The sequence below is a fragment of the Amycolatopsis sp. MEPSY49 genome (assembly GCF_051337345.1).
Taxonomy (GTDB): Bacteria; Actinomycetota; Actinomycetes; order Mycobacteriales; family Pseudonocardiaceae; genus Amycolatopsis.
Map to the genome: position 1 here is coordinate 202552 of NZ_JBDLYJ010000012.1, position 25045 is coordinate 227596.

Annotated in this window: 31 protein-coding genes; 15 read left to right on the forward strand and 16 right to left on the reverse strand. The window is 72.8% G+C overall.

What is annotated here, in order from left to right; translation table 11 throughout:
- Positions 1-23 precede the first annotated feature (23 nt).
- Positions 24-656: a TetR/AcrR family transcriptional regulator gene (locus ABFJ78_RS39315; protein WP_436392534.1), complete on the reverse strand. Its 633-nt coding sequence runs from the start codon at positions 654-656 to the stop codon at positions 24-26.
- A gap of 65 nt (positions 657-721) precedes the next feature.
- On the opposite strand from ABFJ78_RS39315, the gene ABFJ78_RS39320 reads away from it, so the two are divergent.
- A complete protein-coding gene (locus ABFJ78_RS39320) occupies positions 722-2239 on the forward strand; it encodes an FAD-dependent monooxygenase (protein WP_436392535.1) in 1518 nt (505 codons plus the stop codon).
- 44 nt (positions 2240-2283) lie between these two features.
- Here ABFJ78_RS39320 and ABFJ78_RS39325 read toward each other — a convergent pair whose 3' ends face one another.
- On the reverse strand, positions 2284-3303 hold the full coding sequence (locus tag ABFJ78_RS39325) for a hypothetical protein (protein WP_436392536.1): 1020 nt from the start codon (positions 3301-3303) through the stop codon (positions 2284-2286).
- A gap of 108 nt (positions 3304-3411) precedes the next feature.
- On the opposite strand from ABFJ78_RS39325, the gene pip reads away from it, so the two are divergent.
- The gene (pip, locus tag ABFJ78_RS39330; RefSeq protein ID WP_436392537.1) at positions 3412-4338 is read left to right on the forward strand and encodes a prolyl aminopeptidase; all 927 of its coding nucleotides are present in this window, start codon (positions 3412-3414) and stop codon (positions 4336-4338) included.
- On the opposite strand, the gene dmpG is transcribed toward pip, so the two are convergent.
- Both dmpG and ABFJ78_RS39340 read right to left on the reverse strand, forming a co-directional pair.
- Positions 4335-5360, reverse strand: a complete 1026-nt coding sequence (gene dmpG / locus ABFJ78_RS39335) for a 4-hydroxy-2-oxovalerate aldolase (protein ID WP_436392538.1) — start codon at positions 5358-5360, stop codon at positions 4335-4337. The genes pip and dmpG overlap by 4 nt on opposite strands.
- Positions 5357-6256 carry an acetaldehyde dehydrogenase (acetylating) gene (locus ABFJ78_RS39340; protein ID WP_436392539.1) on the reverse strand — a complete coding sequence of 300 codons (900 nt, stop codon included), beginning with the start codon at positions 6254-6256 and terminating at the stop codon, positions 5357-5359. The genes dmpG and ABFJ78_RS39340 overlap by 4 nt, the downstream gene beginning before the upstream one ends.
- A 129-nt stretch (positions 6257-6385) precedes the next feature.
- On the opposite strand from ABFJ78_RS39340, the gene ABFJ78_RS39345 reads away from it, so the two are divergent.
- Together ABFJ78_RS39345 and ABFJ78_RS39350 are read left to right on the forward strand one after the other, a co-directional pair.
- Positions 6386-6604, forward strand: a complete 219-nt coding sequence (locus ABFJ78_RS39345) for a hypothetical protein (RefSeq protein WP_400893066.1) — start codon at positions 6386-6388, stop codon at positions 6602-6604.
- Between the two features lie 27 nt (positions 6605-6631).
- Positions 6632-6925: a hypothetical protein gene (locus ABFJ78_RS39350; protein WP_436392540.1), complete on the forward strand. Its 294-nt coding sequence runs from the start codon at positions 6632-6634 to the stop codon at positions 6923-6925.
- 44 nt (positions 6926-6969) lie between these two features.
- Here ABFJ78_RS39350 and ABFJ78_RS39355 read toward each other — a convergent pair whose 3' ends face one another.
- Together ABFJ78_RS39355 and ABFJ78_RS39360 are read right to left on the reverse strand one after the other, a co-directional pair.
- Positions 6970-8463 (reverse strand): rhamnogalacturonidase, encoded by a 1494-nt coding sequence (locus ABFJ78_RS39355; RefSeq protein ID WP_436392602.1) that lies wholly within the window; start codon positions 8461-8463, stop codon positions 6970-6972.
- Between the two features lie 137 nt (positions 8464-8600).
- On the reverse strand, positions 8601-9185 hold the full coding sequence (locus ABFJ78_RS39360; protein WP_436392541.1) for a helix-turn-helix domain-containing protein: 585 nt from the start codon (positions 9183-9185) through the stop codon (positions 8601-8603).
- Between the two features lie 18 nt (positions 9186-9203).
- Here ABFJ78_RS39360 and ABFJ78_RS39365 point away from each other — a divergent pair, with 18 nt between their 5' ends.
- Positions 9204-9683: an N-acetyltransferase family protein gene (locus ABFJ78_RS39365; protein WP_436392542.1), complete on the forward strand. Its 480-nt coding sequence runs from the start codon at positions 9204-9206 to the stop codon at positions 9681-9683.
- Positions 9684-9703: 20 nt separating this feature from the next.
- The gene (locus tag ABFJ78_RS39370; RefSeq protein ID WP_436392543.1) at positions 9704-10693 is read left to right on the forward strand and encodes a sigma-70 family RNA polymerase sigma factor; all 990 of its coding nucleotides are present in this window, start codon (positions 9704-9706) and stop codon (positions 10691-10693) included.
- Here the strand turns inward: ABFJ78_RS39370 and sigJ are convergent.
- A complete protein-coding gene (gene sigJ / locus ABFJ78_RS39375) occupies positions 10690-11559 on the reverse strand; it encodes an RNA polymerase sigma factor SigJ (RefSeq protein WP_436392544.1) in 870 nt (289 codons plus the stop codon). The two genes, ABFJ78_RS39370 and sigJ, sit on opposite strands and share 4 nt — an antisense overlap.
- A 118-nt stretch (positions 11560-11677) precedes the next feature.
- On the opposite strand from sigJ, the gene ABFJ78_RS39380 reads away from it, so the two are divergent.
- Positions 11678-12289 carry an LUD domain-containing protein gene (locus ABFJ78_RS39380; protein WP_436392545.1) on the forward strand — a complete coding sequence of 204 codons (612 nt, stop codon included), beginning with the start codon at positions 11678-11680 and terminating at the stop codon, positions 12287-12289.
- Here ABFJ78_RS39380 and ABFJ78_RS39385 read toward each other — a convergent pair.
- Positions 12286-12870 (reverse strand): helix-turn-helix domain-containing protein, encoded by a 585-nt coding sequence (locus ABFJ78_RS39385; RefSeq protein WP_364615146.1) that lies wholly within the window; start codon positions 12868-12870, stop codon positions 12286-12288. The two genes, ABFJ78_RS39380 and ABFJ78_RS39385, sit on opposite strands and share 4 nt — an antisense overlap.
- A gap of 77 nt (positions 12871-12947) precedes the next feature.
- Here ABFJ78_RS39385 and ABFJ78_RS39390 point away from each other — a divergent pair, with 77 nt between their 5' ends.
- From ABFJ78_RS39390 to ABFJ78_RS39400, 3 genes are all read left to right on the forward strand, one after another.
- Positions 12948-13886 carry an NAD(P)/FAD-dependent oxidoreductase gene (locus ABFJ78_RS39390; protein WP_436392546.1) on the forward strand — a complete coding sequence of 313 codons (939 nt, stop codon included), beginning with the start codon at positions 12948-12950 and terminating at the stop codon, positions 13884-13886.
- 40 nt (positions 13887-13926) lie between these two features.
- On the forward strand, positions 13927-14382 hold the full coding sequence (locus ABFJ78_RS39395) for a group II truncated hemoglobin (protein ID WP_436392547.1): 456 nt from the start codon (positions 13927-13929) through the stop codon (positions 14380-14382).
- A gap of 160 nt (positions 14383-14542) precedes the next feature.
- Positions 14543-15142, forward strand: a complete 600-nt coding sequence (locus ABFJ78_RS39400) for a TIGR03086 family metal-binding protein (RefSeq protein WP_436392548.1) — start codon at positions 14543-14545, stop codon at positions 15140-15142.
- On the opposite strand, the gene ABFJ78_RS39405 is transcribed toward ABFJ78_RS39400, so the two are convergent.
- Complete coding sequence (locus ABFJ78_RS39405; RefSeq protein ID WP_436392549.1) at positions 15081-15986, reverse strand: NAD-dependent protein deacetylase; 906 nt, start codon at positions 15984-15986, stop codon at positions 15081-15083. The two genes, ABFJ78_RS39400 and ABFJ78_RS39405, sit on opposite strands and share 62 nt — an antisense overlap.
- 92 nt (positions 15987-16078) lie before the next feature.
- Here ABFJ78_RS39405 and ABFJ78_RS39410 point away from each other — a divergent pair, with 92 nt between their 5' ends.
- A complete protein-coding gene (locus ABFJ78_RS39410) occupies positions 16079-17509 on the forward strand; it encodes a protein kinase domain-containing protein (protein WP_436392550.1) in 1431 nt (476 codons plus the stop codon).
- On the opposite strand, the gene ABFJ78_RS39415 is transcribed toward ABFJ78_RS39410, so the two are convergent.
- Both ABFJ78_RS39415 and ABFJ78_RS39420 read right to left on the reverse strand, forming a co-directional pair.
- The gene (locus ABFJ78_RS39415) at positions 17499-18416 is read right to left on the reverse strand and encodes a DUF3800 domain-containing protein (protein WP_436392551.1); all 918 of its coding nucleotides are present in this window, start codon (positions 18414-18416) and stop codon (positions 17499-17501) included. The two genes, ABFJ78_RS39410 and ABFJ78_RS39415, sit on opposite strands and share 11 nt — an antisense overlap.
- A 40-nt stretch (positions 18417-18456) precedes the next feature.
- Positions 18457-18909, reverse strand: a complete 453-nt coding sequence (locus tag ABFJ78_RS39420) for a DUF3291 domain-containing protein (RefSeq protein WP_436392552.1) — start codon at positions 18907-18909, stop codon at positions 18457-18459.
- A gap of 101 nt (positions 18910-19010) precedes the next feature.
- Between ABFJ78_RS39420 and ABFJ78_RS39425 the strand changes: the two genes are divergently transcribed.
- Both ABFJ78_RS39425 and ABFJ78_RS39430 read left to right on the forward strand, forming a co-directional pair.
- Complete coding sequence (locus ABFJ78_RS39425; protein WP_436392553.1) at positions 19011-19934, forward strand: hypothetical protein; 924 nt, start codon at positions 19011-19013, stop codon at positions 19932-19934.
- 39 nt (positions 19935-19973) lie between these two features.
- Positions 19974-20492, forward strand: a complete 519-nt coding sequence (locus ABFJ78_RS39430) for a hypothetical protein (RefSeq protein WP_436392554.1) — start codon at positions 19974-19976, stop codon at positions 20490-20492.
- 5 nt (positions 20493-20497) lie between these two features.
- Here the strand turns inward: ABFJ78_RS39430 and ABFJ78_RS39435 are convergent, their stop codons facing one another.
- The 4 genes from ABFJ78_RS39435 to ABFJ78_RS39450 are packed head-to-tail and all read right to left on the reverse strand — an operon-like array spanning position 20498 to position 22648.
- On the reverse strand, positions 20498-20974 hold the full coding sequence (locus ABFJ78_RS39435; protein WP_436392555.1) for a hypothetical protein: 477 nt from the start codon (positions 20972-20974) through the stop codon (positions 20498-20500).
- A gap of 14 nt (positions 20975-20988) precedes the next feature.
- Positions 20989-21417: a Rieske (2Fe-2S) protein gene (locus ABFJ78_RS39440; protein ID WP_436392556.1), complete on the reverse strand. Its 429-nt coding sequence runs from the start codon at positions 21415-21417 to the stop codon at positions 20989-20991.
- An 8-nt stretch (positions 21418-21425) separates the two neighbouring features.
- Complete coding sequence (locus tag ABFJ78_RS39445; protein ID WP_436392557.1) at positions 21426-21971, reverse strand: DUF6529 family protein; 546 nt, start codon at positions 21969-21971, stop codon at positions 21426-21428.
- On the reverse strand, positions 21971-22648 hold the full coding sequence (locus ABFJ78_RS39450; protein ID WP_436392558.1) for a hypothetical protein: 678 nt from the start codon (positions 22646-22648) through the stop codon (positions 21971-21973). Before ABFJ78_RS39450 ends, ABFJ78_RS39445 begins: the two co-directional genes overlap by 1 nt.
- A gap of 135 nt (positions 22649-22783) precedes the next feature.
- Here ABFJ78_RS39450 and ABFJ78_RS39455 point away from each other — a divergent pair, with 135 nt between their 5' ends.
- Positions 22784-23806 carry an alpha/beta hydrolase gene (locus ABFJ78_RS39455; RefSeq protein WP_436392559.1) on the forward strand — a complete coding sequence of 341 codons (1023 nt, stop codon included), beginning with the start codon at positions 22784-22786 and terminating at the stop codon, positions 23804-23806.
- The gene (locus tag ABFJ78_RS39460) at positions 23803-24660 is read left to right on the forward strand and encodes an alpha/beta fold hydrolase (protein WP_436392560.1); all 858 of its coding nucleotides are present in this window, start codon (positions 23803-23805) and stop codon (positions 24658-24660) included. Before ABFJ78_RS39455 ends, ABFJ78_RS39460 begins: the two co-directional genes overlap by 4 nt.
- On the opposite strand, the gene ABFJ78_RS39465 is transcribed toward ABFJ78_RS39460, so the two are convergent.
- Complete coding sequence (locus ABFJ78_RS39465; RefSeq protein ID WP_436392561.1) at positions 24618-24959, reverse strand: DoxX family protein; 342 nt, start codon at positions 24957-24959, stop codon at positions 24618-24620. The two genes, ABFJ78_RS39460 and ABFJ78_RS39465, sit on opposite strands and share 43 nt — an antisense overlap.
- Between the last annotated feature and the right edge of the window lie 86 nt (positions 24960-25045).

Below are 25045 nucleotides of genomic sequence, written 5' to 3' on the forward strand. Positions count from 1 at the left end.
CCGGATCCGCGCCGCGGCCTGGCTCAGCCCGACGAGGCCGGGAAGTCGCCCACACCTTGCTCCACCAGATCAAAAGCCTGATCGATCACCGCAACCTGCTCTCGCCGGACCACCTCCGCATCCTCCCCCGCCACAATCCGCCCCATGGCGTACGAAAACACCGTCGTGATCGCCGTCGTCAGCAAGCCCGCCACCATCCGGGACCGGAACACCTCCCCTGTCTCCGACACGAGCACCTCCGCGAACGCCGAAGCGATCTCCCGCTCCTGCTCGTACCACCGCGCCAACAACGCCGGACTCGACGTCAGCACCCACCAGAACCCCGGCCCACCGGTGATGGCCCCCGACAACGGATGCCCCGAAGCCAGCAGCGCGTGCTGGTGCGCGCGCAGCGCAGCCACCGGGGACACCCCCTTCGCGCGGGAACGGACCACGTCGGTCAACTCCGCCAACCGGTCCGCGTGGCGGTCGAGGAACAGGTCCTCCTTGCGGGGGAAGTAGTTGAACACCGTCATTTTGGAGACGCCGGCCGCCTCGGCGATCTCGGCCACCGTCACCTCTTCGAAGCCGCGCTGGATGAACAGGCCCGTGGCCACGTTCGAGATCAGCTCGCGCGTGGCCCGCTTCTTGCGCTCGCGCAGTCCGTGATCCGCCATGAGCCGAGAGTATAGACCTGACATAAAGTTTGACTCGGTAAAATTTTCGCGGCATCATCGGATCCATGAACAGGGATGTGGTGATCTCCGGGGGCGGACCGGTCGGGTTGATGCTCGCCTGCGAACTCCGGCTGAAGAACGTGGACGTGCTGGTCGTCGAGCGGCTGAGCGAGCCGGACCTGACGATCAAGGCCGGGTCGGTCAACCTGACGACCGCCGAGGCCTTCTACCGCCGAGGCCTGCTGCCCGCGGTGGACGAAGTCGTGCAGCAGAACGCCGAACAGATCAAGAAGTTCCTCGAATCACGCGGCGGGGGCGGCCCGAAGCCCGCGCTGCCGGTCGGGCACTTCGCCGGGATCATGGTCGCCTCGAACGGCGTCGACTTCGACGATCCCGCCTTCCGGGACGTCGGGCCGGCCTCGCGGGTGGTCGTGATCCAGCAGCAGGCCGTCGAGGCGATCCTCGGCGCCCGCGCCCTCGAACTGGGGGCCGAGATCCGGCGGGGCGTCGAGGTGACCGGGTTCGACGCCGGCGACGACGGCGTGACCGTGCGGCTCGACGACGGAAGTGAAATCGGCGCCGGCTGGCTCGCCGGGGCCGACGGCGGCCGCAGCTTCGTGCGCAAGCACGCCGGGTTCGAGTTCCCCGGGACCGATCCCGCCATCACCGGGCGCCAGGCGCTCGCCGAGCTGACCGGCGCCGAGGCGCTCCCCGCCGGCTGGCAGCACGGCAATGGCGGCCTCTACGTCCACGGGCCGATGCCCGGCCGGATGCTGACCGTCGAGTTCGACGGGCCGCCCGAGGACCGGCACACCCCGATCACCGCCGAAGAGCTGGAAGAGAGCTTCCGGCGCGTGTCCGGCGCCGACATCCGGGTGACCAAGGTCCACAGCGCGACGCGGTTCACCGACAACGCGCGGCAGGCGACCACCTACCGCAAGGGCCGCGTGCTGCTGGCCGGGGACGCCGCGCACGTGCACTCCCCCTTCGGCGGCCAGGGCCTCAACCTGGGCATCGGCGACGCCGTCAACCTCGGCTGGAAGCTCGCCGCGACCATCCACGGCACCGCGCCGGACGGCCTGCTCGACACCTACACGACCGAACGCCACCCGATCGGCGAATGGGTCCTCGAGTGGACCCGCGCACAGGTCGCGCTGATGCGCAGCGACGTCCGGACGAAGGCGCTGCGCCAGGTCGTCACCGACCTGCTCCTCACCGACGACGGCGCGACCTACCTGGCCAAGAAGCTCTCCGGGGTCCTGCACCGGTACCCGATCGACGGCGAGCACGACCTCACCGGCCGCGGCGCGCCCGACTTCGCGTTCGCCGACGGCACCCGGCTCGGCGAGCACCTCCAGGACGGCAAGGCGCTCCTGCTCGACCTCGCCGAGAACGCCGAACTACGCGAAACCGCGAGCGGCTGGGCCGAACACGTCACCACGCTGACGGCGAAGTGCGTCAGCGAGCCGTCGCTCACCGGCGTGCTGATCCGCCCGGACGGCTACATCGCCTGGGCGTGCGAAGACGGCACAACGACCGGCCTGGCGGATTCGCTGCACCGCTGGTTCGGCGAGCCCGCCTGACACCGGAAAGGGGCGCGCCGGGAAACCGGCGCGCCCCCCTGACTTCAGTAAGCGACCGCGAAAGCGTGGCTCATCGCGTCGTAGTGCTTCGCCGTCGAGCCGATGGCGTCGGGCAGACCGCCCGACGCCATCTGAACCGCGCCGGTCGAACCGCTCACCCAGTCCGTCTTCACGTAGAAATTGAACTTCGGCACGCAGCCGTTGCCCGTCGCCGCCGTGAAGTGCGTGTTGAGCGGGACCACGTAGTGGTGGACGTCGCGACGGACCAACGCCGTCACGCTCGACGACGCGTCCGACTTGCAGAGCGTGCCGTCGGCCTTCCACTGGTTGACGAACAGCGTCACCCGGGCGGTCATGCTGTTCACCGGGCAGCCGCCCGTCGGCTCGGGGTAGCACGCCATCAGTTCCATGTCGCCGAACACGCTCAGCCCGGTCACGGGCGCCATCTCGAAGACGTCCGAGGCGGGTTCGCGCACGGTCGGGGCCGCGGAGCTGAGGCCGATGACGCGGCCGGGAGGCGTGTCGCCGTCGTCGGCCTGCGGCGGCGTGCCGGCCGTCGTGTTCGCGACGCTGGTGTCCGCGAACTTCAGCTCACCGCTGACCAGGCTGACCGTCGAGTTGCCCAGCCCGAGGTTCGCGCTGCGCAGGTACGTCGTGCACGTGACGGTGCCCGCCGCGCCCGGGTGCACCAGGAACCGGGTGGTGACGCTGATGTCCCGCAACGACGCCGGGGTGCTGGTGGCGCTCGCGATGATGACGTTCTGCCCGAGCACCTCGTTCTTCGTCCAGCCGCTCGTGCTCGAACAGCGGACCTCGTTGTCGATCAGCGTCGTGTTCGACGCGTTGTTAACGCGCAGCGTCGAGTAGACGTACGCGGTCTGCGTGGCCGTCATCGGCAGCTGCACCGAGCCCAGCGCCGCGACGTACTGGGTCTCGTGCGGCGAGGTCACCGTGCGCGGGGTGAACGTCACCGCCGTCGCCGCCTGGGCCGCCGGAGCGGCCCCGAGCAGCCCGGCGAACGTGGCCGCGCAGGCGACGGCCGCGGTGAAGATCCTGCGTTTCATCGAAGTCCCCTCAGCTGAAGTGGAATGATCAACGGGACCGATTCTGTCGGCCGGAGGCGCGGCGCGGACCGGGCAATACCGGACGTTGACCGAAGGAGGACACCCGCCATGGCCGAGTTGTACCCGCCGATCGAGCCCTACGACCAGGGCTTCCTCGACGTCGGTGCCGGGCACCGGATCTACTGGGAGACCAGCGGCAACCCGGCCGGCAAGCCCGCGGTCGTGCTACACGGCGGCCCGGGGCAGGGCAGCACGCCGGGCATGCGGCGGGCGTTCGACCCGGCCCGCTACCGGGTCGTGCTGCTCGACCAGCGCGGCTGCGGCCGGAGCACGCCGCACGCCCTGGATTCGGTGCGGGACAACACGACCGGCCATCTCGTCGCCGACCTCGAGAAGCTGCGCGAGCACCTCGGCATCGAGCGCTGGCTGGTGACGGGCGGGTCGTGGGGCACGACCCTGGCGCTCGTGTACGCCGAGCAGTTTCCCGAGCGCGTCACCGAGATCGTCGTGAGCGCGATCAGCACCACGCGCCGCCGCGAGATCGACTGGCTCTACCGCGGCCTGCGGCGGTTCTTCCCCGAGGAATGGGCGCGGTTCACCTTGGGCGCCGACGACGACGTCGCCGCGTACGCGCGGCTGATGGCCGACCCCGACCCGGCGGTCCGGCAGCGCGCGGCGGCCGCATGGTGCCGGTGGGAAGACGTGGTGCTGTCCCTGGAGCCCGGCGCGCCGCCGGTGAGCGACGCGCCGGTGGACGAGGCCGCGCTGGCGTTCGTCCGCCTCACGACGCACTACTACGCGAACGCCGGCTGGCTCGAGGAAGGCGCGGTGATCCGCGACGCGGGACGCCTCGCCGGCATCCCGGGCGTGCTGATCCACGGCCGGCAAGACCTCAGCTGCCCGGTGGCGACGGCGTGGGAGCTGGCCGAAGCGTGGCCCGGTGCGGAGCTGCTGGTCGACGACCACTCCGGGCACCGGGCCAGCGACGTCAAGCGCGGCTGGAAACTCGCGGCGCTCGACCGGTTCGCGGGTTAGCCCTCCGCCGCCAGCGTCACCGCCACGTCGATGATCATGTCCTCCTGGCCGCCGACGAGCGCGAGTTCGCCGCAGCGGCGCAGGATCGCCTGCGCCGGCACCCCGTACCGTTCCGCCGCGCGCTCCGCGTGCAGCAGGAAGCTCGAATAGACCCCGGCCCAGCCCTGGACGATCGCGTTGCGGTCCATCTTCGGCCAGCGGTTCAGGTACGGGCGGACGACCTCTTCGGCCGCGTCGAGGAGACCGCCGACGTCGAGGCCCGTGTCGATCTCCAGGCGGTCGAACACCGCCGCGAGCACCTCGGTCGGCGAGTTCCCGGCGCCCGCGCCGAGCGCGCAGAGCGACCCGTCGATGTAGCGGACCCCGGCCTCGTACGCCAGGACGGAGTTCGCGACGCCGAGCGAGAGGTTCTGGTGGCCGTGGTAGCCGACCCACGCCGTGTCGCCGACCTCGGCGACCAGCGCCTCGAACCGTTCCCTGGCTTCGTGCATCAGCAACGCGCCGGCCGAGTCCGTCACGTACGCCGCCTGGCAGCCCGCGTCGACCATGATCCGCGCCTGCTTCGCGAGGTCCTCCGGCGGCGTCCGGTGCGCCATCATCAGGAACCCGGCCGTCTCCATGCCGAGCTCGCGCGCGAGCCCGAAGTGCTGCGGCGAAACGTCGGCCTCCGTGCAGTGCGTCGCCACCCGCACCATCTCCGCGCCCGCGTCGAACGCGCGCTGGAGGTCTTCCGCCGTCCCGATCCCCGGCACGAGCAGCACGGCAATCTTCGCCTGCTTCGCCTCTTCGCGCGCCGCCGAGATCAGCTTCAGCTCGTCGACGGCGGAGAAGCCGTAGGTGAACGACGAGCCGCCGAGGCCGTCGCCGTGGGTCACCTCGATCACCTCGACGCCGGCGCGGTCCAGCGCGCGCACGGTGTCGCGCACATGCTGTTCGGTGAAGCGGTGGGCCATCGCGTGGCTGCCGTCGCGCAGCGTCGTGTCGACGATCCGGACGTCGTGCTTCAGTACTGGACGGGTCACGCTGGCACCTCCTGCTTCGCGCGCGCCATGAGCTCACCGACGCGGGCGGCCGCGGCGGTCATGATGTCGAGGTTCCCGGCGTACTCCGGCAGGTAGTCGCCGTTGCCGCGGACCTCGAGGAAGATCCCGACCCGCGCGTTGCCGTCCCACTCCTCGCGCGCGTCGTCGAACTGCGGGTCCGCGCGCAGCGTGTAACCCGGCACGTATTTCCGTACTTCTTCGGCCATTTCGTGGATGGACGCGGTGATCGCGTCGCGGTCGGCGTCGAGCCCGATCGCGCAGAACACGGTGTCACGCATGATCATCGGCGGCTCGACCGGGTTGAGGATGATGATCGCCTTGCCGCGCCCGGCACCGCCGACTTCGGCGACCGCGCTGGACGTCGTGCGCGTGAACTCGTCGATGTTCGCGCGGGTGCCGGGTCCGGCTCCGCGCGAAGCCACCGACGCGACGATCTCCGCGTAGGGCACCGGCGTCACCCGGGAAACCGCGTGCACCATGGGGATCGTGGCCTGGCCGCCGCAGGTGATCATCGAGACGTTCGGCGCGTCGAGGTGCGCGCCGAGGTTCACCGGCGGGCACACCATCGGGCCGAGGTGCGCCGGGGTGAGGTCGATCGCCTGGATGCCGGCTTCTTCGTAGCGCGGCGCGTTGGCGGCGTGCGCCTTCGCCGACGTCGCCTCGAACACCAGCTCCGGCAACGGGTCCTGCCGCAGCAGCCAGTCGACGCCCTCGGCGGACGCTTCGATCCCTTGCGCGCGGGCGCGCCGGAGCCCGTCGGACTCGACCACGCCGACCATGTATCCGACTTCGATCACTTCACTGCGTCGCAGCTTCGCCAGCAAATCGGTGCCGATGTTGCCGGGGCCGACGATCGCCGCTTTCACGGGTGCCATGCTGTCGACCGTCGCACCGGGCCGGGCGGGCAGGACAGTCTGGTGTTCCGGCCAGTGGAACGTCGCCGTCCGGTTTGATCGACACGCGATCGGGGCAGCTTCGGGAAGGCAACCGAACGAGGAGGCGCGATGGCCGGGCAGACCCGTTGGCACGTGATCCCGAGGACGGCCCCGCTGTGCTGGCTCAGCCTGGCGGCGGGCGTGCTGCTGTTGGTGTCGAGCATCATCACGTTGACGACGACCGCGGCCCGGGTGCCGGTCCTGGAGGTGATCGTCGCGGTGGTGGCGGTGGCGCTGATCGCCTTGGCGGGCATCGGTCTGGCCCGCCCGGACCTGCGGGGCCGCTGAGGTCAGCGTGGCCGGCGGCGGGTCGTCGTGTGGCGGGGAGTCGTCGGCTTCTGCGCCGTGGCCGTCGGCGTGTGGGCCCGCGTCTGCGTAGTCGTCGTGGTCGCCGAAGTCGTGGTCCCCGGGGTCGTGGTCCCCGGGGTCGTGGTCGTCGGCAACCCGGTCGTGACCGGGGTGTCCGTCGTGGACGGTGGGGGCGGGATCAGCCGCCCGGTCCCCGATCCGCCGCCGGCACATGCCGCCGACAGCACGACCGTGCTCACGGCCAGCCCGCACCACCACACCTTCACCCACCGGACGTTAGCAGCGGCAAGCCGCCGGTAAGGCCAAAACGGCCGGGTCCCGCGCCGGGGCCCGGCCGGACGGCGCTACAGCTCCTCGTGGTCCGCGTGCTCCACCTTCGCCTCCGGGATCGGGCGGCCGTCGCTCACCCGGAAGTCGTCCACGCCGTCCAAGACGAACGTCGGCGTGCCCGCCACCTTGTCCGCGCGGCAGTGGTGCACGTCCAGGTCGGCCACGTCCCGCGCCACGAACGCCGGGCGCGTGTCCGGGGCTCCGAATCGGACGTCCACATTGTCCATGCTGATTCCGCGCGCGTGCCGGATGAAGAACCCGTATGCCGGCAGCGTGCCGAACATCGACGGCTCCGGGTACGCCGTCTCCAGCTCCGGCGGGTTCTGGACCGCGTCGCCCGGGGTGAGGCCGCCCGCCAGGTGGTGGCGGATGTTGCTCAGCTTGACGTCCTCGATCGGGTGGCCCGGGATCCCCGCGACGCACGACGGGTACCTCGGGTCCGCGGCGAAAGTCGTGACGTCGCTGATGCTCACCCGGCGCAGGAAGCCGACCGGGATGCCCGCCGGCCCGCGCATCCGCGCGCCCAGCCGCAGGAACAGCGGCATCTGGACGTTGCGCATCGTCAGGTTGCCGATCGTCACGTCCTCCAGCCACCCGCCGTCGACCGTCTCCAGCGCCAGGCCGCGGCAGTACTCGAAGACCACGTTCGAGATCGCGATGTTGCGGAACCCGCCGTTGGACTCGGTCCCGAACTTGACGCGGCCGGTCCGCCCGTACGACGAGGTCTTGAACGTGCCGTCGACCAGTGTCCCGAGGTCGTAGCCGCTGACGAAGCAGTTGTCGATCGTGACGTTCTCCGTGTCGCGCACCCGGTTCAGCGCGTACGAGCTCTTCAGCACGATCGCGTCGTCGTTCGGCGAGTTCACCGTCGTGCCGGAGATCCGGACGTTCTTGCAGCAGTCGATGTTGATGCCGTCGCGGTTGGTGTCGATCACGAGGCCTTCGATGCGGAAGTTGTCGACGCCGGTCGGCAGGATGCCGAAGTGGCCGCCGTTGACGATCGTGATGTCGCGGATCGCGACGTTGCGGCACAGCTTCAGCGCGATCGCCTTGTTGCCGTTGAGCGGCGCGGACTCCGCGCTGCCGCCCGCGACGAGGCCCTTGCCGTCGATCTTGCCCGGCCCCTCGATGGTGATGTTCTCCAGGTTCTCGCCCCAGATCAGGCTGTTGTGCCAGTGACTGTGCCCGAAGTCCTGGTACGGGTTGCCCGCGCCCGGCTCGGCGGGGTCGTACCCCTTGCCGCCGGCGGGGGTGGCCGCGAGGATCGTCGCGTTCGCCGCCAGGTACAGCGCCACGTTGCTCTTGAGGTGGATCGAATAGCTCGCGTACGTCCCGGCCGGGAAGTACACGGTCCCGCCGCGAACCGCGGCCGCGTCGATCGCGCGGTTGATCGCTGCGGTGTCGATGGTGCGGCCGTCGCCCTTGGCGCCGGACTTCGTGACGTCGAAGACGCGGCCGTCCGCAGCCGACTCCTCGGCACCGGCGGCCGGAGATCCGATGAATGGCAGCGCGGCGCCCGCCGCCGCTCCCCAGGTGACGGCCCGACGACGACTCAACGGTCTGCTCACGAAAATCTCCCTTTCCTGGCCACGGCGGAAACACCATGCGGTGCTCCGACGGCGGATCGGGAATGCGCGAAATCAGGCTAGGAGGAAGTGATCGGATGAGTCAAGCGCGAGCGCATGACCAGTGCCGCGACGTGGTACGAGCACGGCTCCTCGCCGCGATTGGCGTACGAGTGCGTCTCGTCCGCCGGGAAGTAGACCGAGTCCCCCGCCGCCAGGACGTACTCGGCCGAGCCGACGCCCAGCCACAACGTCCCCGACTCGACGGTGACGAACTCGTGCGAACCCGCCGCGTACGCCGGAAAACTGCCCGCGTCGCACCCCGGCGGCAACGTGGTGCGGATCCATTCGAAGTTGACGCCGGGGACGACCGGCGTCAGGACCGTGCGGTGCCAGCCACCCGGCTCCGCGATGTGGTCCTGCTCCGCCGCGCGGCGGACGATCACCCGGTCCGACTCCAGATCGGCGAGCAGCCGCGACAAGGACAGCCCCAGGCCGTCGGCGACACGGGACAGCACCACGACCGTCGGCGCCTTCTCGCCGCGCTCGATCGCCGACAACATGCTCACGCTCACGGCCGCCCGTGCGGCCAGCGCGGTCAAGGCCAGGCCGCGGTCGGCCCGCAGGTCGTGCAGGCGGCGGCCGAGGACAACCGGATCGATCATTCCTCTATAATACCTGTCATGTCCACTATTGAGGAAGCCGTCGAGGCCGACGCCGAAGGCATCGCGGCGGTCTTCGCGCCCTACGTCACCGACTCGGTCTACACGTTCGAGACCACGCCGCCGACCCCGGATCACTGGCGCGCGAAGATCAGCGAGCTGCCGTTCCTCGTGCTGCGCGGGACGAAGGTCGACGGCTTCGCGTACGCCGCGCCGTGGCGGCCCAAGCCCGCCTACCGGCACACGGTGGAGACCACGATCTACCTCGCGCCCGAAGCCGCCGGGCACGGCCACGGCCGGCGGCTGCTGGACGAACTGCTCGAGCGGTGCGCGAAAGCCGGCGCCCGGCAGGCGATCGCGGTCGTCGTCGACTCCGGCAATCCCGCGTCGCGGAACCTGCACCACGCCGCCGGTTTCACCGACGCGGGCGTGCTGCGGCGCGTCGGGTTCAAGCACGGCCGCTGGCTCGACACCCTCCTGATGCAGCGCGAACTCGGCTGACCATCGGGCAGGATGCGCGCATGGACACCGAAGCCGACCTCCTCGAAGCGGCGCGGCGCGCGGACCGCGGCGCGTTCGACCGGCTCGTGCGGCCCTACCAGAGCGAGCTGCGCGCCCACTGCTACCGGATGCTCGGTGCCCTGCACGACGCCGAAGACGCGCTGCAGGAGGCGTTGCTCGGCGCGTGGCGCGGCCTGGCCGGGTTCGAGGGGCGCAGCTCGGTGCGCGCGTGGCTCTACCGGATCGCCACCAACGCCTGCCTGAGGCTGATCAAGCAGCGCCCGAAACGCCTGCTGCCGCGCGACTTCCACCCGGCGGCCAATCCCGGCGACCCGCTCGCCGACCCGATCGACGGCGAAGTGTTCGTCGAGCCCTACCCCGAGGAAGACTGGGACCCGCAACGCCGTTTCGAACTCCGCGAAAGCGTCGAGCTGGCGTTCATCGCCGCGCTGCAGCACCTGCCCGGCACCCAGCGGGCCGTGCTGATCCTGCGCGAAGTGCTCGCGTTCTCGGCCGCGGAAGTCGCCGACGCACTCGGCACGTCGGTCGCTTCGGTGAACAGCGCGCTGCAGCGGGCCCGCAAGACCCTCGACGAGCACGCGCCGTCGCAAAGCCAGCAAGCGACGCTGCGCGCACTGGGCGAGGAAGCGGAACGCGCGCTGGTGGCGGACTTCGTCGCGGCGTGGGAACGCGCGGACGTCCCGGCGCTGCTGGACCTGCTCGCCGAGGACGCCCGCTTCACGATGCCGCCGCTGCCCGCCTGGTTCGACGGCCGCGACGACGTCGCCCGCTTCCTCGCCGGCAACGTGTTCGCCACGCCGTGGCGGCTGGTGCCGGTCCGGGCCGCCGGCCAGCTCGCGTTCGCGTGCTACCAGCGCCACCCGGACGGCGTCTTCCGCATCGGCTGCGTGAACGTGCTGACGCTGCGCGGCAAGCGCATCGCCGAGATCATCGGCTTCCTCGACCCGAAGATGTACGCGGGCTTCGGCCTGCCGGAGACACTCCCCTAGCTCGTCCAGCGGCGGAGCTTCTCCGGGTTCCGGACGACCCAGATGTGCCGGATCCGGTCGGCGGCGACGTCGAACGCGAACACCGTCACCGTGACACCGTCCTCCACCGCCACCAGCCCGGGCCGCCCGTTCACCGTGCGCTCGGCGAACGCCGTGGAGGGCGGCCGGCGCCGGGCCAGCTCGACCCAGGCGGTCGCGATCCGCTCGCCCCCTCGCAGCGGGTGCAGGAAGGTGGTGGCCAGGCCGCCGCCGTCGGCGGTCGCGGTGGCGGCGGGATCGAGCAGGCCGATCAGGGCGTCGATGTCCTTGGCCTCCCACGCCTGCTTGAAGTCCCGGACGATCCCCGCCTGCCGGGCGGCCGGAGTCGCCGGACCGCGGGACGCGCGAATCCGGCGGCGGGCCGAGGACGCCAGCTGGCGGCAGGCCCCCGGCGTCCGCCCGACGATCTCGGCGACCTCCGCGAACGAGTGGCAGAAGACGTCGTGCAGGACGAACGCGACGCGCTCGGCCGGCGTCATCGCCTCGAGCACGACGAGGAAGGCCATGCTGACCGACTCGTCGAGGGTGATCCGGTCGGCCGGGTCGCCGCCCTGGTCCTCGGGCACCGGCTCGGGAATCCAGTCGCCCACGTAGGTTTCGCGCCGGGCCCGGGCCGAGCCGAGGACGTTCAGGCAGATGCGGCCGGTCACCGTCGTCAGCCAGGCGCCCGGGGACGCGATCGCGTCCCGCTGGGCCGGGGACAGCGCACACCAGCGGGCGTAGGCCTCCTGGACGGCGTCCTCGGCCTCGGCGAGGCTGCCCAGGAGCCGGTACGCGACGTCGATCAGCGGGCGTCGCTCGCCCATGACCGCGGCCACTGTGGTCATCGCGCTCCCTTCGTCGTCACCGGTACGACCGGACAGCGCCCCGGAATGTCAGGCCTGACGTTTCGGGTGGCCGCGCGGTCGAACCGGGAAAGCGATCCGACCACGTTCTGGAGCCAGCATGACCACGTTCGCCGAGCCGGCCACCGCCGGCCGCCTGGAGCGCGCCGCCGCCGCGTTGACCGCCCACGGGTTCGCCGTGGAGATCCTCGACGACGCCGCGGCCGCGCGCATCCGCGTCAAAGAGCTGATCCCGGCCGGAGCCGCCGTGTTCACCGGGGCCAGCGAGACCCTCCGCCGGTCCGGCATCGACGGCGACCTCAACGCGACCGGGAGCTACCAGGCCGTCAAGCCGCGGGTGCTGGCCATCGACCGCGAAACCGGCGCCGACGAGATCCGGCGGCTGCTCGCGAGCCCGGACGTCGTCGTGGGCAGCGTCGCGGCGGTCACCGAGACCGGTTCGCTCGTGGCCGCCTCGGGCAGCGGCAGCCAGCTGCCCGCCTACGCCGGGGGCGCGGCCCAGGCGATCTGGGTCGTCGGCGCGCAGAAGATCGTCCCCGACCTGGAAACGGCGCTGCGCCGCGTCGAGGAGCACTGCCTGCCGCTGGAAAGCGTCCGCACGCAGGAGGTCCACGGGTGGCCCAGCGCCGTCAACCGCCTGCTGATCCTCAACGCCGAGCCACGCCCCGGCCGCGCCACCGTCCTGTTGCTGCGCGAAGCGATCGGGTTCTAACGGGACTTGGCCCGCAGGTGGAGCCGCTCGCCCTGCTTCCCGAACAGGCTGAGGATCTCCGCCGGGCGGCCGACCGCGCCGAACCAGTGCGGCAGCCGCGTGTCGAACTCCGCCGCCTCCCCCGGGCCCAGCGTCATGTCCCGGTCGGCCAGGATCAGGCGGAGCCGGCCCGACAGGACGTAGAGCCACTCGTAGCCCTCGTGGACCTGCGGGTCGGGCTCGCCGGTCTCCGGTTCCAGGATCATCTTGAACGCCTGGGGCGCGCCGGGCTGGCGGGTCAGCGGCAGGACGGTCATCGTCGCGCCGTTGCTGCGCGGGAGGCGGCGGGCGGTCAGCCGGACGCGCGGGTCGCCGACCTCCGGGGCGCCGACCAGCTCGTCGAGGGGCACCTGGTGGGCCTGCGCGATCGGCAGGAGCAGCTCGAGGCTCGGTTTGCGCTGGCCGGACTCCAACCGGGACAACGTGCTCTTCGAGATGCCCGTCGCGGCCGAGAGGTCGGCCAGCGTGACCCGCCGCTGCGTGCGGACCCGCTTGAGGCGTGGGCCGACCTCGGACAGGGCCTGGGTGATCGCGTCGGTCATGCCTCCAGGAAACGCCCTCGTTGCGGAAACGGCAACATTTGTTGTCGGATTCGCGAAGCCGGGCTCATGGTGGCGGCATGAGCGAAAACAGCTATGACGTCCTGGTGGTGGGTGGCGGCGCGGCGGGTCTGAGCGCCGCCCTGATGCTGGGCCGGGCGCGGCGGCGCGTCGCGGTCGTCGACGGCGGCTCGCCGCGCAACGCGCCCGCCCGGCACATGCACGGGTTCCTCTCCCGCGACGGCCTGCCACCGTCCGAACTGCTCAAGATCGGCCGCGAGGAGCTCGCCGGCTACGGCGTCGAGGTCCTCGACGACCGGGTGACCCGGCTCGAAGCCGGCTTCACGGCCGAGCTGGCGAGCGGCCGGGAGCTGACCGCCCGCCGCGTCCTGGTCGCCACCGGCGTCCACGACGACCTGCCCGACATCCCCGGCCTCCGCGAAAGCTGGGGCACCGACGCGGTGACCTGCCCGTACTGCCACGGCTACGAGGTCCGCGACCGGCCGCTCGGCGTCCTCGGCACCGAACCGCTGAGCGTCGAGCACGCCCTGCTGGTGCGCCAGTGGTCGCCGGACGTCGTGTACTTCCCGCACACCACGCCACTGTCCGAAGAGGACCGGACCCGCCTCGACGCGCGGGGCATCCGGGTCGTCGAGGGAACCGTCACGGCGGTACGGCGTTCCGGCGGGCACCTCGACGGGGTCGAGCTGGGAGCGCGGTTCGTGCCGCGGGCGGCCCTGTTCATCCGCACCCGGACCGTCCCGCACGACGAGCTGCTGCGCGGGCTCGGCTACGAAGAGGGGTCCACCGACCCGATGGGCAAGACGAACGTGCCGGGTGTGTGGGCGGCCGGGAACGTCGTCGACGCGCGGGCGACGGTGATCATCGCCGCGGCCCAGGGCGCGGCCGCCGCGGGCGCGCTGAACCACGACCTCGTGGCCGAAGACGTCCAGCGCGCGGTGGATGCTTACGGCGGGTTCACCCCGGCCGCCGAGCGCGCGGCCGCGGCGGCGCGCTGACGTCCTGGCGTCCGGCGGCCCCGCGTGCCAGGCTCGACGGGTGCGTCCGACGCTGTACGACTTCGCCGGCGGCGACCCCGCGTTCCTCGCGCTGGCCGCCGCCCACCACGAGCGCTGCCTGGCCGACCCCGAGCTGAACCACCCGTTCTCGCACCCGGGGCAGCATCCCCGGCACGTGGAGCGGCTGGCCTGGTACTGGGCCGAGGTCATGGGCGGCCCGCCGCGCTTCTCGGCCGAGTGCAACGACCACTCGGCGGTACTGCGGATGCACGCGGGCAACGGCGACATGAGCGACCTCGGCCGCCGGTTCGTCGCTTGCTTCATGGGGGCCGCGGACGACGCCGGCCTGCCCGCCGACCCCGAGTTCCGCGCCGCGCTGCGGTCCTACATGGAGTGGGCGGTGGCCGAAGTGCTCACCTACCCCGGGCCGGCCGAAGAAGTGCCCGGTGGGCTGGCGATGCCGCGCTGGTCGTGGACGGGGCTGCAACCGGTGTAACGCGCGGGGTGGCCACGGCGTCTTGCAGGCAACGACCGGCTGTGGAGGTCCGTCGCAGAGCCGGCCCAGGGCGCGTTTCCCCCAGCCCGCCCGGGCCGGCTCGTCCACGGCGTCGGAAACCCGCCTGCGCGGCGCCCGGCACCGGGCCAGACTGGCGGGCATGCTCCTCGATCGCTTTCTCCTGGCCGGCCAGGGTTTCGAACGCCATCTCCGCGCGGTCCCGCCCGACGGCTGGCACGCGCCGACACCGTGCACCGATTGGGACGTGCGGGCGCTGGTGAACCACATGACCCGGGGCAACCTCAACTACGTCGGGCTCCTGCGCGGCGCCACCCGCGAGGACTTCCTGGCCGCCCGCGACGCCGACGCCCTCGGCGACGACCCCGTCACCGCGTTCACCGAATCGGTGCGGATCTGCGCCGAGGCCTTCGCCGAAGACGGCGCGCTGGACCGGGTCGTCGACTACCCGCTGGGCAAGCTGACCGGCCGGCGCGCACTCGCCGTCCGCACCACCGACAGCACCGTGCACACCTGGGACCTCGCCCGCGCCCTCGGCGCCGACGACACCCTCGACCCCGGCCTCGTCGCGTGGATCGACGAGAGCTACGACGACATCTTCGCGGGGCTGGCGCTGAACTCCCGCGTCTTCGCCGAGCCACCGGCCGCCGCGCCCGGCGCGTCCCGGCAGGACCGGCTGCTCACGCGCTTCGGTCGCGATCCCCGGGCACCGCGCACCCCAGCCGCGCCGCCAGCTCGGTGAGCGCCTGCCCCAGCGGCAGGTCGACGCGGAGCGAGGCATGGCGGTCGCCGCGTGTCTCGCCGCGGTTGACGATCACCACCGGCTTGCCCGCGGCCGCCGCGTGGCGGACGAACCGCAGGCCCGACATCACCGTCAGGGACGAGCCCAGCACCAGCAGCGCGCCGGCCTCGTCGACCAGGCGGTAGCACTGCTCTACGCGGGGCCGCGGCACGTTCTCGCCGAAGAACACCACATCCGGCTTGAGCACGCCGTCGCACTCGGTGCACGGCACCGGCGTGAACCGGCGCACGACGTCCTCGGGCAGCTCGACGTCGCCGTCCGGGTTGATCCGGGTCGCGGCGCCCCCGAAGTCCGGGTTCGCCGCCCGCAGCCGCCGGTCCAGCTCGGCGCGCGGGCTGGTGCGGCGGCAGTCCAGGCAGATCACCCGGTCGAGGCTGCCGTGCAGCTCGACGGCGTCCGCGGTGCCGGCCGCCTGGTGCAGGCCGTCGACGTTCTGCGTGATGACGCCGCCGAGGTACCCGCCGTCGCGCAGGGCGGCGACCGCGCGGTGGCCGTCGTTCGGAGCGGCGCGGGCGATGGTGCGCCAGCCGAGGTGGCTGCGCGCCCAGTACCGCTGCCGCCCCTCGGCGCTGGTGACGAACTCGTCGTAGGTCATCGGCGTGTGCTTGCGCAGGCTGCCGGACTCGCCGCGGTAGTCGGGGATCCCGGACTCGGTGGAGAGCCCGGCCCCGCTGAGCACGGCGACCCCGCGCCGCGTCACGACGTCGGCGAGCTCGTCGAGGCTCGAGGTCCGGGGCAGCGGCGCGTCCGGGGACGTCCAGGTCAGGGTGGGGCGGGTCCGCACCAGCCCAGGGTACGTGGGCTGCGGTGTCTGTAACGCCGCGCCGCGTAGGGCAGACTTCCCGGTGTCCGGGGTGCCTTGCGGAAAGGGTGCGCGTGAGCTGGCAGTTCGGCCCGTACCGCGTCGAGTCGTCGATCGCGCGCGGTGGCATGGGCGAGGTCCTGCGCGCCTACGACTCGCGCCACGACCGCGTCGTGGCCCTCAAGCTGCTCGCCCCGGAGTTCGCGGCCGACCGCGAGTTCCAGGAGCGGTTCCGGCGGGAGGCGCACGCGGTGGCGCGGCTGCGCGAGCCGCACGTGATCCCGATCCACGCCTACGGTGAGATCGACGGGCGCCTCTACCTCGACATGCGCCTGGTCGACGGCGACGACTTGGGCAGCCGGCTGGCCGCGGGCGGCCCGCTGGCCCCGGCGGAGGCGGTCGACGTCGTCGGGCAGGTCGCGCAGGCCCTGGCGGCCGCGCACGCCGAAGGCCTGGTGCACCGGGACGTCAAACCGTCGAACGTGCTGGTCGGCGCCACCGGGTTCGCCTACCTCGTCGACTTCGGCATCGCCCGCGCGGCCGGGCCCGCCACCGGCATCACCGCGACCGGCGGCGCCGTCGGCACCCTCGACTACATGGCGCCCGAGCGCTTCACCGACGGGCCGGCCGACCACCGCGTCGACGTCTACTCGCTCGCCTGCGTGCTGCACCAGTGCCTGACCGGCAGCAAGCCGTTCGCGGCGACGACGGCCGCGTCGCTGATCGGCGCGCACCTGCACCAGCCGCCGCCGCTGCCGAGCGCGCTGCGGCCCGGGCTGCCCGCCGCGTTCGACGCGGTGATCGCGCGGGGCATGGCGAAGGACCCCGCGGCGCGCTTCGGCAGCGTGACGGAGCTGGCGGACGCCGCCCGGGCCGCGCTCGGCGGCACCAGCCCGGTCCACGTCGCCTCGCCCCCGACCCGGCAGGCCACCCGGATGGCCCCGACGGCGGAGCCGAGGCGGCCGTCGAAGGCGCCGTGGCTGGTCGCCGCGGTGGCCCTGCTCGCGCTCGTGGCCGTCGTCGGGTGGTTCACCGTTCTCAAGCCGTCGTCGCGGGCCGCGACCACGCCCACCTCCGCGCCGCCCGCGTCGACGTCGTCCGCGGCGCCGCCGGTCACCGCCCCGCCGGTCACGACGACGCAGGTCAGCGTCCGGACGTCCGTCGCCACCAGCGTCGCGAGCGGCGCCGACCTCGGCCTGGCGACGGCGATGAGCACCCCCGCGTGCGACGGCTCGTTCGTCGTGATCCTCGGTTCGGCCATCACCCCGGCCCGCTACCGCGCCGACGTCCAACGGTTCCTCGACGCCCACCCGGGTTCGGCGTACCTGCACGCGCCGAGCACGGGATGCGGCTCCCTGCGGCAGCAGGTGAACGGCGCCGACGTGTACGCCGTCTACAGTGGACCGTTCGGCACGAAGGACGCCGCCTGCGCCCATCGCACCGGCGGCGCGTACGTCAAGCGGCTCGACAACACGACGTCACCGACCCAGGTCGTCAACTGCTGACGGCGTTCCACACGGATTCGGTGTCCACAAAGGACTCCAACAACGCGGTCAGGCGGGCGTCGCCGCGCCCGTTGAGCGCGTCGGAGGCGATCCGGCGGGCGACCCCGGCGAGGAAGTCGGCGACCTGCACGCGGGCGTCGGACCGCGAGTCGACGAACCGGACGCCGGCCAGCCGGTGCCCGAGCGTCGCCTTGAGCTGCAGCACGCGCTCGCCGGTCAGGGCCAGCTGCTCGTCGTGGACCAGGGCGACCGGGGTGCCGCCGGTGCTGAAGTGCCGGACGGTGTGGATCACCGCGGGCACCAGCGGATCCAGCACCGGGATCAGCCCGGGGTCGGTCGCCAGCCGGACGCGGTAGTCGGCGACGCGGCCGCCGCCGTCCTTGAGCCGGCCCAGGATTTCACCGGCTTCGCCGGGGGTCGCGGCGAGTTCGGCTGCCAGAGCGAAGAACTCCGCCGGAGACGTCGTCACGCCGCGCCGCGGCCGGAGCCGCAGCACGCTGGTGAACGCGGCCAGGAAGTACGCCCAGCGCTCGGCGCCGAACGCGGCCGGACCGGCGCGGTGGAGGGTGCGCGCCATGGCGTCGGTGCCGTCCTCGGCCAGCAGCGTGACCGCGGCCCGCACGGCGAAGAACGTCTTGTCGGTCAGGTGCACGTGCCCGCGGCCGGCGAGGGGGCCGCCGGAGTCGAGCAGCCACTCGAGCACCGGGCGGTGCTTGGCGCGCAGCAGGTGGTTGGCCTTGTACTCCTCGGCGGGCGAACCGATCCGGGCCCGGATCTCGGCCACGCAGGCACGCGCGGCCTCGGGGGTCAGGCGGACGCCGGCGTGGGCGAAGACGTCCGTTTCGCCGCCGACGAGGTTCTCGCCCTCGGAGCCCGACTCGTCGCAGGCGATCTCGACCGGGCTCACCGGTCCGATGGTGCCAGACGGGCGGCCCGGCGGCGACCGGTTACCGGACGCGGCGACCGTCCACCGTGAACCGGCGGACCGGGGTGAACGCCTGGAGCGAGGGTCCGTGGTCCCGGAGGAACCCCAGCCGCGCCAGGGCCTGGTCGACGGTGGGCCGCCGGCCGTCGGCCACCCACCACAACGCGGTCGCGGGCGGCGGCGTCGGTGCGAACCAGTCGCGGCGGCGCAGGAGGAACCGTCCGTGCGCGCCGCGGTAGACGAACTCGTGCAGGCTTTGGTAGTCGCGCCACACCGACACGTTGACGACCACTTCGACCCCGGCGGTGGTGGCGAGGACCGCGTGACCCGACTCGGCGGCGAGCCGCCAGACGAACCCGGGCGCGGCTTCGGCGAGCCGCGCGACGACGTCGAAGGCGTTCGCGAAACCGGCCATCACCGGGTCGTCGAGCGGCGCCCGCGGCACCGCGACGTTCACTTGGGCGAGCTCGGCCACGCCCCCAGCGTAGGTCCCGCGCTGTCACGGTTGGGCCACGGCGGCTAACGACCAGGAGGGGTCCGGTGACTTGCCGGAAGTAGGTGTTCCGGGAGGCGCCGATGGCCACGAACGACCGGCCGGCCCGGCTCGCACTGACCGCGGCGGTGCTCGTGCTGCTGCTCGGTGGGGCCGGAGTGCTGGTGCAGCACCGCTTTCTCGCGACGGAGAGTCCGGCTGGGACGGTCGCCGGGATCGAGGTCGACGCGCGCGTCTCCGTGCGGCCGGTGCCGGAACCGGCCGTCGCGCCGCCGTTGACGCGGCGGGTCGGCGGCGGCGCCGACCTGGGTTTCGACGGCACCGCGCCGGTGCGGGTGCGGATTCCCCTGCCCGCGCCGCCGCCGGCCGGGTTCGCGCCCGTCGTCATCAGGGAGGGAACACTCGTCCCCGCGGTGTACGACGCCGCGAGCCGGAGCATCGTCGCGGACGTGGCCCGGGAAGGCCCGGTCTGGGGCGGGCTGCTCGACTTCGCCGCGCTCGGCCGCGAAGCCCGGCCGGCACCGGCGCCCCGGCCGGGCTGCGCCGGCCGCTCGGCAGGCTCCGACGGCGTCGTCGTCGCCCTCGGCGGCCTCGACCCGGCGGCACCGCTGTCCGCCTGCGTGAGCGCCGGCCGTGGCCACGCGAGCGTCACCTTGACGTCGAACGCCCGCGTGCCCTACCGGATCACCCTGCCGCCGGGCTGGCCCGCACCGGCCGCCCGGATGGTCACCGCCGGCGGGCCGGCCGGCCGTTCGCGGCAGGGTGACCTGCTCTGGCCGGGCTCCGCCGTGACCTACGACGTCCCGTTCGGCCGGCTTCCCGGCACCGTCCGCGGCCGGGCCGAGCCCGGGCCCGCGATCGGCACCACGCTCGCCGCGGCCACCCACCGCCTCGCCGCGCTGTTCGGCCTGACCGACGCCGCCGAGCCCGCTCCCGAGGTGGCGGCGTGCGCCGCGGACGCCGGCGCGGGGCACGTCACCGCGGACCGGCCGGAGGCCGCCGTCTGAGCCGCGCTCGGGTCGTGCCACCCGGCCGGCGGCGACGTGGTGCGCCGGTTCCTCGCGCCCGGGATCGGGCCGGTGACCGCCGGTCTCGCCGGGGAGGGCCCCGCGTTCGACGTCCGGGTCACGACGAGCCGTGCGCAGCGGTTCACCCAGACCGTCGAGTACCGGCCGCGGGCCACGGCGAACCGGGCGACCGGGGTCTGCGGCTCGGTGTCGGCGGTGACGGGCCGACACGACGCGTACCGCTGCACGAGCGGCGGGACGACGTACGACCCGTGCTTCGCCATCCCGGGGACACGGGTCGTTTGCCCGGCCTCGGTGGTGAAGGCCGTGCTGCTGGCCTACGGCGGTGCGCTGCCCGTGCCGCCGGAGCCCGGTGGGACCGCCGACCCGTTCCTGCTGACGCTGGAGGGCGGCGTGCAGTGCACGGCGGTCGCGGACGATTCCGTCCCCGGCACCCGGTTCGCCTGTGCGGACGGCCGCGTCACGCGGGGGTCACTGGACACGTCAGGTCCACTGTGGACAGTTGACGGGCTGACCGTCGTGAAGGCTTACGCCTAGGAGTCTCAGTCCACCGGGACGAAGTCACCGCCGGCCCGGGCGGCGGCGAGATCGGCGTGCGTGGACGCGCGGGTCAGGAAGCGGCCCCGGACCACGCGGACGCAGGAACCGTCCAGCGGGAAGACGAGCACGAACTTCGCCCCGTCGTTCCCGCGCAGCACGGATCCCTTTCTGAGGTTGCCGAGGAATTCGACGATGTCGCGTTCGATCTCCTCGGCGAATCCGCGCTGCCCGTCCCGTGCGATGCCGTACAGGTCGGTGTCGATGTCGTAGGTGGCGCTCCGGCCGGTCACCGGATCCCGGGCCTCGAACTCCACCCCGAGCCAGCGCCCGGGCTCGACGACGACGGTGGCCTGCCACGTCGATCCGCCGAGCCGCCACTGCGACCCGGTGCCCGTCTCCTCGACGGCCACCGTCCACGAGGTGGTCGCCCGGACCTCCCGGAGGAACTCGAGGAGCCGCTCGCCCGCCCCGGACGTCATGCACCCACCACTTCTCAGGCCAGCGTGATCTTGCCTTTCGCGACGGTGACCGCCTTCTTGTCCAGGGCCTTGGCCGCCGGGCCGTTCGCGACCGAGCCGTCGGCGATCTTGAACTTGCTGCCGTGGCAGGGGCAGTCGATGGTGCCGTCCGCGACGGTGTCCACCGTACAGCCCTGGTGCGTGCAGACCGCCGAGAAGGCCGCGAACGTCCCCGCCGCCGGCTGGGTCACCACCACCTGCTTGTCCGCGAACACCTTGCCGCCGCCGACCGGGACGTCCGCGGCCGCGCCCAGTTCGGTGCCACCCGGTGCGGCGGGCGCCGGCGCGGCGGACGATGTGGCCGTACTGCCGCCGTACGTGCTGCAGCCCGCCACCAGTCCCGCGCCGGCCGCCGCGATCGCCGTCCGGCGCGTGACCGCCGGGTCCGTGTCTTCGTTGCCCACGATCCCCCCTAGAACGTCAAGCCCGATTGGGTGAAGAACCACAGCGACGCGGTCAGCCAGAGCCCGACGAGCCCGGTGAACACGAGCCCGCCGAGGACCGGGAGCGACCATCCGGGCGCGCCGTCCTTGCGCAGCAGCAGCATCTTCGCGACGAACACGCCGTAGAAGAAGCAGCCCAGCAGCGAGTGCAGCAGCACGCGCGTGTCGAACGCCTGGAACCCGAGCGCGTAGAGGCAGTGCAGCGCCACCGGGATCGACACCAGGAACGCGAGCCGCCCCGACCACCGGTGCACCGGCGACACCCAGGCCGGGACGTTCCGGCCGAGCTTGCCGTACATCGCCAGCGCCGAGAGCAATTGGACGACGGCCAGCACGACGACGACCGTCGCGAGCCACGCCTTCACCGCCATCGGGCTCGAGAACCCGGCGACGTTCACCGCTACGCCGGTCGGCGTGTGCAGGCTGCCGTAGACGCCGAGCACCACCGAGACGACGGCGCCGACGACGAGGGGCACGAGGAGCGCGGCCGCGGCGCGGTTGCCCGCCGTGGTCATCAGAAGTCACCGTTCCCGGTGAGGCCGCTGACCGGCTCGGCGGTCACGGGCGCGCCGTCGACGGTCGCGGTGCCGGCCGCCGCGTCGAGCGCGGGAGCGGCCGCCGAGTCCGCCTCGGTCGTGAGGATGCCGACCTGGCTGCCGTCGGGCTGCACGATCCAGCCGACCTTCGCCGGCTTGCCCTTGACCTTGGGCGCCGCGCGGTAGAGCCCCGCGGGCTTCTTCGCCGTGGGCGCGATGAACTGCCAGGTCTTGCCGGACGCCGTCACGGTCCCGGTGACCGCGGCCGCGTCGAAGCTGCCCGTCAGGCTCGCGTTCTTCGCCCCTTTGAGGTCGAGTTTCCCGCCGACCGTCACGCCCTGCAGCCAGGCTTCGACCTTCTTGCCGTCGCAGAGGTAGGCGATGGCGTGGCCGTCGCGCACCGACACCGCGACGGACGCGCCGCCGCCGGTGACGCGCCCCGCGTAGTCCGCCCGGGCGGGCGCATCCACTTGGGGTGCTTCGGTTTTCGGCACGCCGGACGTCTTGGGCGGCGCCGCCGTGGTGCCGGCGGCGGCCGCGTTGGCGGCTCCGGCGACCGGTGCGACACCGGTCCCGGTCGCCAGGTTGACGATCCCGATCCCGCCGGCGAGCACGACACCGGCGAGCAGTGTGCACAACGGCCCCGGATGTTTCATGGTTCTACCCCGCATTCCCCTGACCCACCACCGTGCCCATAACACGGAGGTCGAGGCGAAACGGCTCAACGCTACGCGCGGAAAAGAGGTATCGCTTAGCCCCCGCAACCGGTTGGGCCGTGGTTGACTGGCGACATGCTGCCCTGGGACGGCGACCTCGCCGGCCGGCTCGACCGGCACACCGTCACTTCCGCCTTGCTGCGCGACAACCCGCTCGGCGACCCGCACGAGCGGCCGCTGTGGGTGTACGTCCCGCCGGGGTATGACGACAGCGCCGAGCGGTACCCGGCGGTGTACGTCATCCAGGGCTACACCGGGCACCTGTCGATGTGGGCCAACCGGACGCCGTTCCGGCAGCCGTTCGTGGAGACGGCGGACGCGGTGTTCGCGAACGGCGCGCCGGGCTGCGTCGTGGTGTACGTCGACGCGTGGACGGCTTACGGCGGCTCGCAGTTCGTCGACTCCCCGGGCACCGGCCGGTACCACTCGTACCTGTGCGACGAGATCGTCCCGTGGGTCGACGAGCACTACCGGACGATCCCGGACCGCGAGTCCCGCGCGATCGCGGGCAAGTCCTCGGGCGGCTTCGGCGCGATGATCACGCCGATGCTGCGCCCGGACCTCTTCGGCGCCCTGGCGACGCACGCGGGCGACTCGCTTTACGAGCTGTGCTACGTCCCCGACTTCGGCAAGGCGGTCCGCGCGCTGCGGGGCTACGGCGGCGACATCCACGAGTGGTGGGCGGACTTCCGGTCCCGCCCGGCGTTCACGTCCCCCGACGACCCGACGCTGCTGCAGCTGCTCGGGGTCTCGGCGTGCTTCTCGGCCCGCCCCGACGGGACGCCGGAGCTGCCGTTCGACCCGGCGACCGGAGTGCTCCGCCCGGAGGTGTGGCAGCGGTGGCTGGACTGGGACCCGGTCCGCATGGTCCCGGCGCGGGCGTCGGCGGTGAGTTCGTGGCGAGCGGTCTGGATCGACGCGGGCACGAGCGACGAGTACTTCCTCGACGTGGGCGCGGAGGCGTTCCGGGCGGAGGTCCTCAAGGCGGGGTTGCCGGCGGAGCGGATCCACTTCGAGCTGTTCGAGGCGGGTCACGCCGCGATCGACTACCGGTACCCGTTGTCCTTGGCCTGGCTGGCGGGAAAGCTGGCCCGGTGAACGTCACCGAAACCGACCTCGCCCTGCCCGGCGGGCGCACCCTGCACGTCTACGACACCGGCGGCCCCGCGCCCCTCACCGTCCTCTGGCACCACGGCACGCCCAACCTCGGCGCCCCGCCCGGACCGCTGCTGCCGCTCTCCGACACGCTCGGCGTCCGGTGGATCTCCTACGACCGGCCCGGCTACGGCTCCTCCACGCCCGTGCCCGACCGGACCATCGGGGACGCCGCCGAGTACGCGGCCGCCGTCGCCGATGCGCTCGGGGTCGGCCGCTTCGCCGTCATGGGCCACTCCGGCGGCTGCGCGCCCGCCCTCGCCACCGCCGCCTTGCTCCCCGACCGCGTCCGAGCCGTCGCGATCCTCGCCGCCGTCGCGCCCTTCGAAGCCGAGGGCTGGTTCGACGGCATGGCCGCCGCCAGTGCCGATTCCCTGCGTGCCGCCGCCGAAGGGCGGGCCGCCAAGGAAAAGTACGAAGCCGCCGCCGAGTTCGATCCCGAGGTCTTCACCGAAGCCGACTTCGCCGCCCTCAACGGGTCGTGGTCCTGGCTCAACGACGTCGTCCGGCCCGCGCTCGGAGCCGTCGGCCTGATCGACGACGACCTCTCCGCCGTCCGGCCCTGGGGCTGCGACCTCGCCGCCATCACCGCGCCGGTCCTGCTGGTGCACGGCGAGGACGACCGGATGATCCCCGCCACGCACAGCAAGTGGCTCGCCGAGCGGATCCCCGGCGCCGAGCTTCGCCTCTCCCCCGGCGACGGGCACATCTCCGTCCTGAGCCACGCCGCCGACGCGCTCACCTGGCTCGCCGGTCAGGACAGCAGCGCCAGCGACGCGACGACCGGGGCCAGGTAGAGCACCGGGAACGCCAGGTGCCCGTACGACCGCGCGCGGGCCACCGTGACCACCGCGCCGAGGAAGTACAGCACCAGCCCGATCGCCGCGGCGACGCCGATCGGCGGCACGAACAAGCCGACGACCAGGCCGGCCGCGCCGGCGGCCTTCGCCGCGCCGAGCCGGTTCCACCACGCCTGCGGCACGCCGTAGGAGGTGATCGGCTCGACGACCCACTTCGCGCGGGTGAAGACCGAGACGGCCGAGAAGCCGACGAACGCGGCGGCGAACAGGGTGACGATCACGTAGGCGGTGGACATCGGAACTCCTTCGAGGGGCGCGGACGCCGGGATTCGGTGTCCGTCACTCCCACGACTCCGCCCACCGCACCGATGTGACCGGCCGT

Coding starts and splice junctions, on each gene's coding strand:
- ABFJ78_RS39315 (WP_436392534.1), bottom strand. CDS start 656: ATGGCGGATCACGGACTGCGCGAGCGCAAGAAGCGGGCCACGCGCGAG.
- ABFJ78_RS39320 (WP_436392535.1), top strand. CDS start 722: ATGAACAGGGATGTGGTGATCTCCGGGGGCGGACCGGTCGGGTTGATG.
- ABFJ78_RS39325 (WP_436392536.1), bottom strand. CDS start 3,303: ATGAAACGCAGGATCTTCACCGCGGCCGTCGCCTGCGCGGCCACGTTC.
- pip (WP_436392537.1), top strand. CDS start 3,412: ATGGCCGAGTTGTACCCGCCGATCGAGCCCTACGACCAGGGCTTCCTC.
- ABFJ78_RS39340 (WP_436392539.1), bottom strand. CDS start 6,256: ATGGCACCCGTGAAAGCGGCGATCGTCGGCCCCGGCAACATCGGCACC.
- ABFJ78_RS39345 (WP_400893066.1), top strand. CDS start 6,386: ATGGCCGGGCAGACCCGTTGGCACGTGATCCCGAGGACGGCCCCGCTG.
- ABFJ78_RS39360 (WP_436392541.1), bottom strand. CDS start 9,185: ATGATCGATCCGGTTGTCCTCGGCCGCCGCCTGCACGACCTGCGGGCC.
- ABFJ78_RS39365 (WP_436392542.1), top strand. CDS start 9,204: ATGTCCACTATTGAGGAAGCCGTCGAGGCCGACGCCGAAGGCATCGCG.
- ABFJ78_RS39370 (WP_436392543.1), top strand. CDS start 9,704: ATGGACACCGAAGCCGACCTCCTCGAAGCGGCGCGGCGCGCGGACCGC.
- sigJ (WP_436392544.1), bottom strand. CDS start 11,559: ATGACCACAGTGGCCGCGGTCATGGGCGAGCGACGCCCGCTGATCGAC.
- ABFJ78_RS39380 (WP_436392545.1), top strand. CDS start 11,678: ATGACCACGTTCGCCGAGCCGGCCACCGCCGGCCGCCTGGAGCGCGCC.
- ABFJ78_RS39385 (WP_364615146.1), bottom strand. CDS start 12,870: ATGACCGACGCGATCACCCAGGCCCTGTCCGAGGTCGGCCCACGCCTC.
- ABFJ78_RS39390 (WP_436392546.1), top strand. CDS start 12,948: ATGAGCGAAAACAGCTATGACGTCCTGGTGGTGGGTGGCGGCGCGGCG.
- ABFJ78_RS39400 (WP_436392548.1), top strand. CDS start 14,543: ATGCTCCTCGATCGCTTTCTCCTGGCCGGCCAGGGTTTCGAACGCCAT.
- ABFJ78_RS39425 (WP_436392553.1), top strand. CDS start 19,011: ATGGCCACGAACGACCGGCCGGCCCGGCTCGCACTGACCGCGGCGGTG.
- ABFJ78_RS39435 (WP_436392555.1), bottom strand. CDS start 20,974: ATGACGTCCGGGGCGGGCGAGCGGCTCCTCGAGTTCCTCCGGGAGGTC.
- ABFJ78_RS39445 (WP_436392557.1), bottom strand. CDS start 21,971: ATGACCACGGCGGGCAACCGCGCCGCGGCCGCGCTCCTCGTGCCCCTC.
- ABFJ78_RS39450 (WP_436392558.1), bottom strand. CDS start 22,648: ATGAAACATCCGGGGCCGTTGTGCACACTGCTCGCCGGTGTCGTGCTC.
- ABFJ78_RS39455 (WP_436392559.1), top strand. CDS start 22,784: ATGCTGCCCTGGGACGGCGACCTCGCCGGCCGGCTCGACCGGCACACC.
- ABFJ78_RS39465 (WP_436392561.1), bottom strand. CDS start 24,959: ATGTCCACCGCCTACGTGATCGTCACCCTGTTCGCCGCCGCGTTCGTC.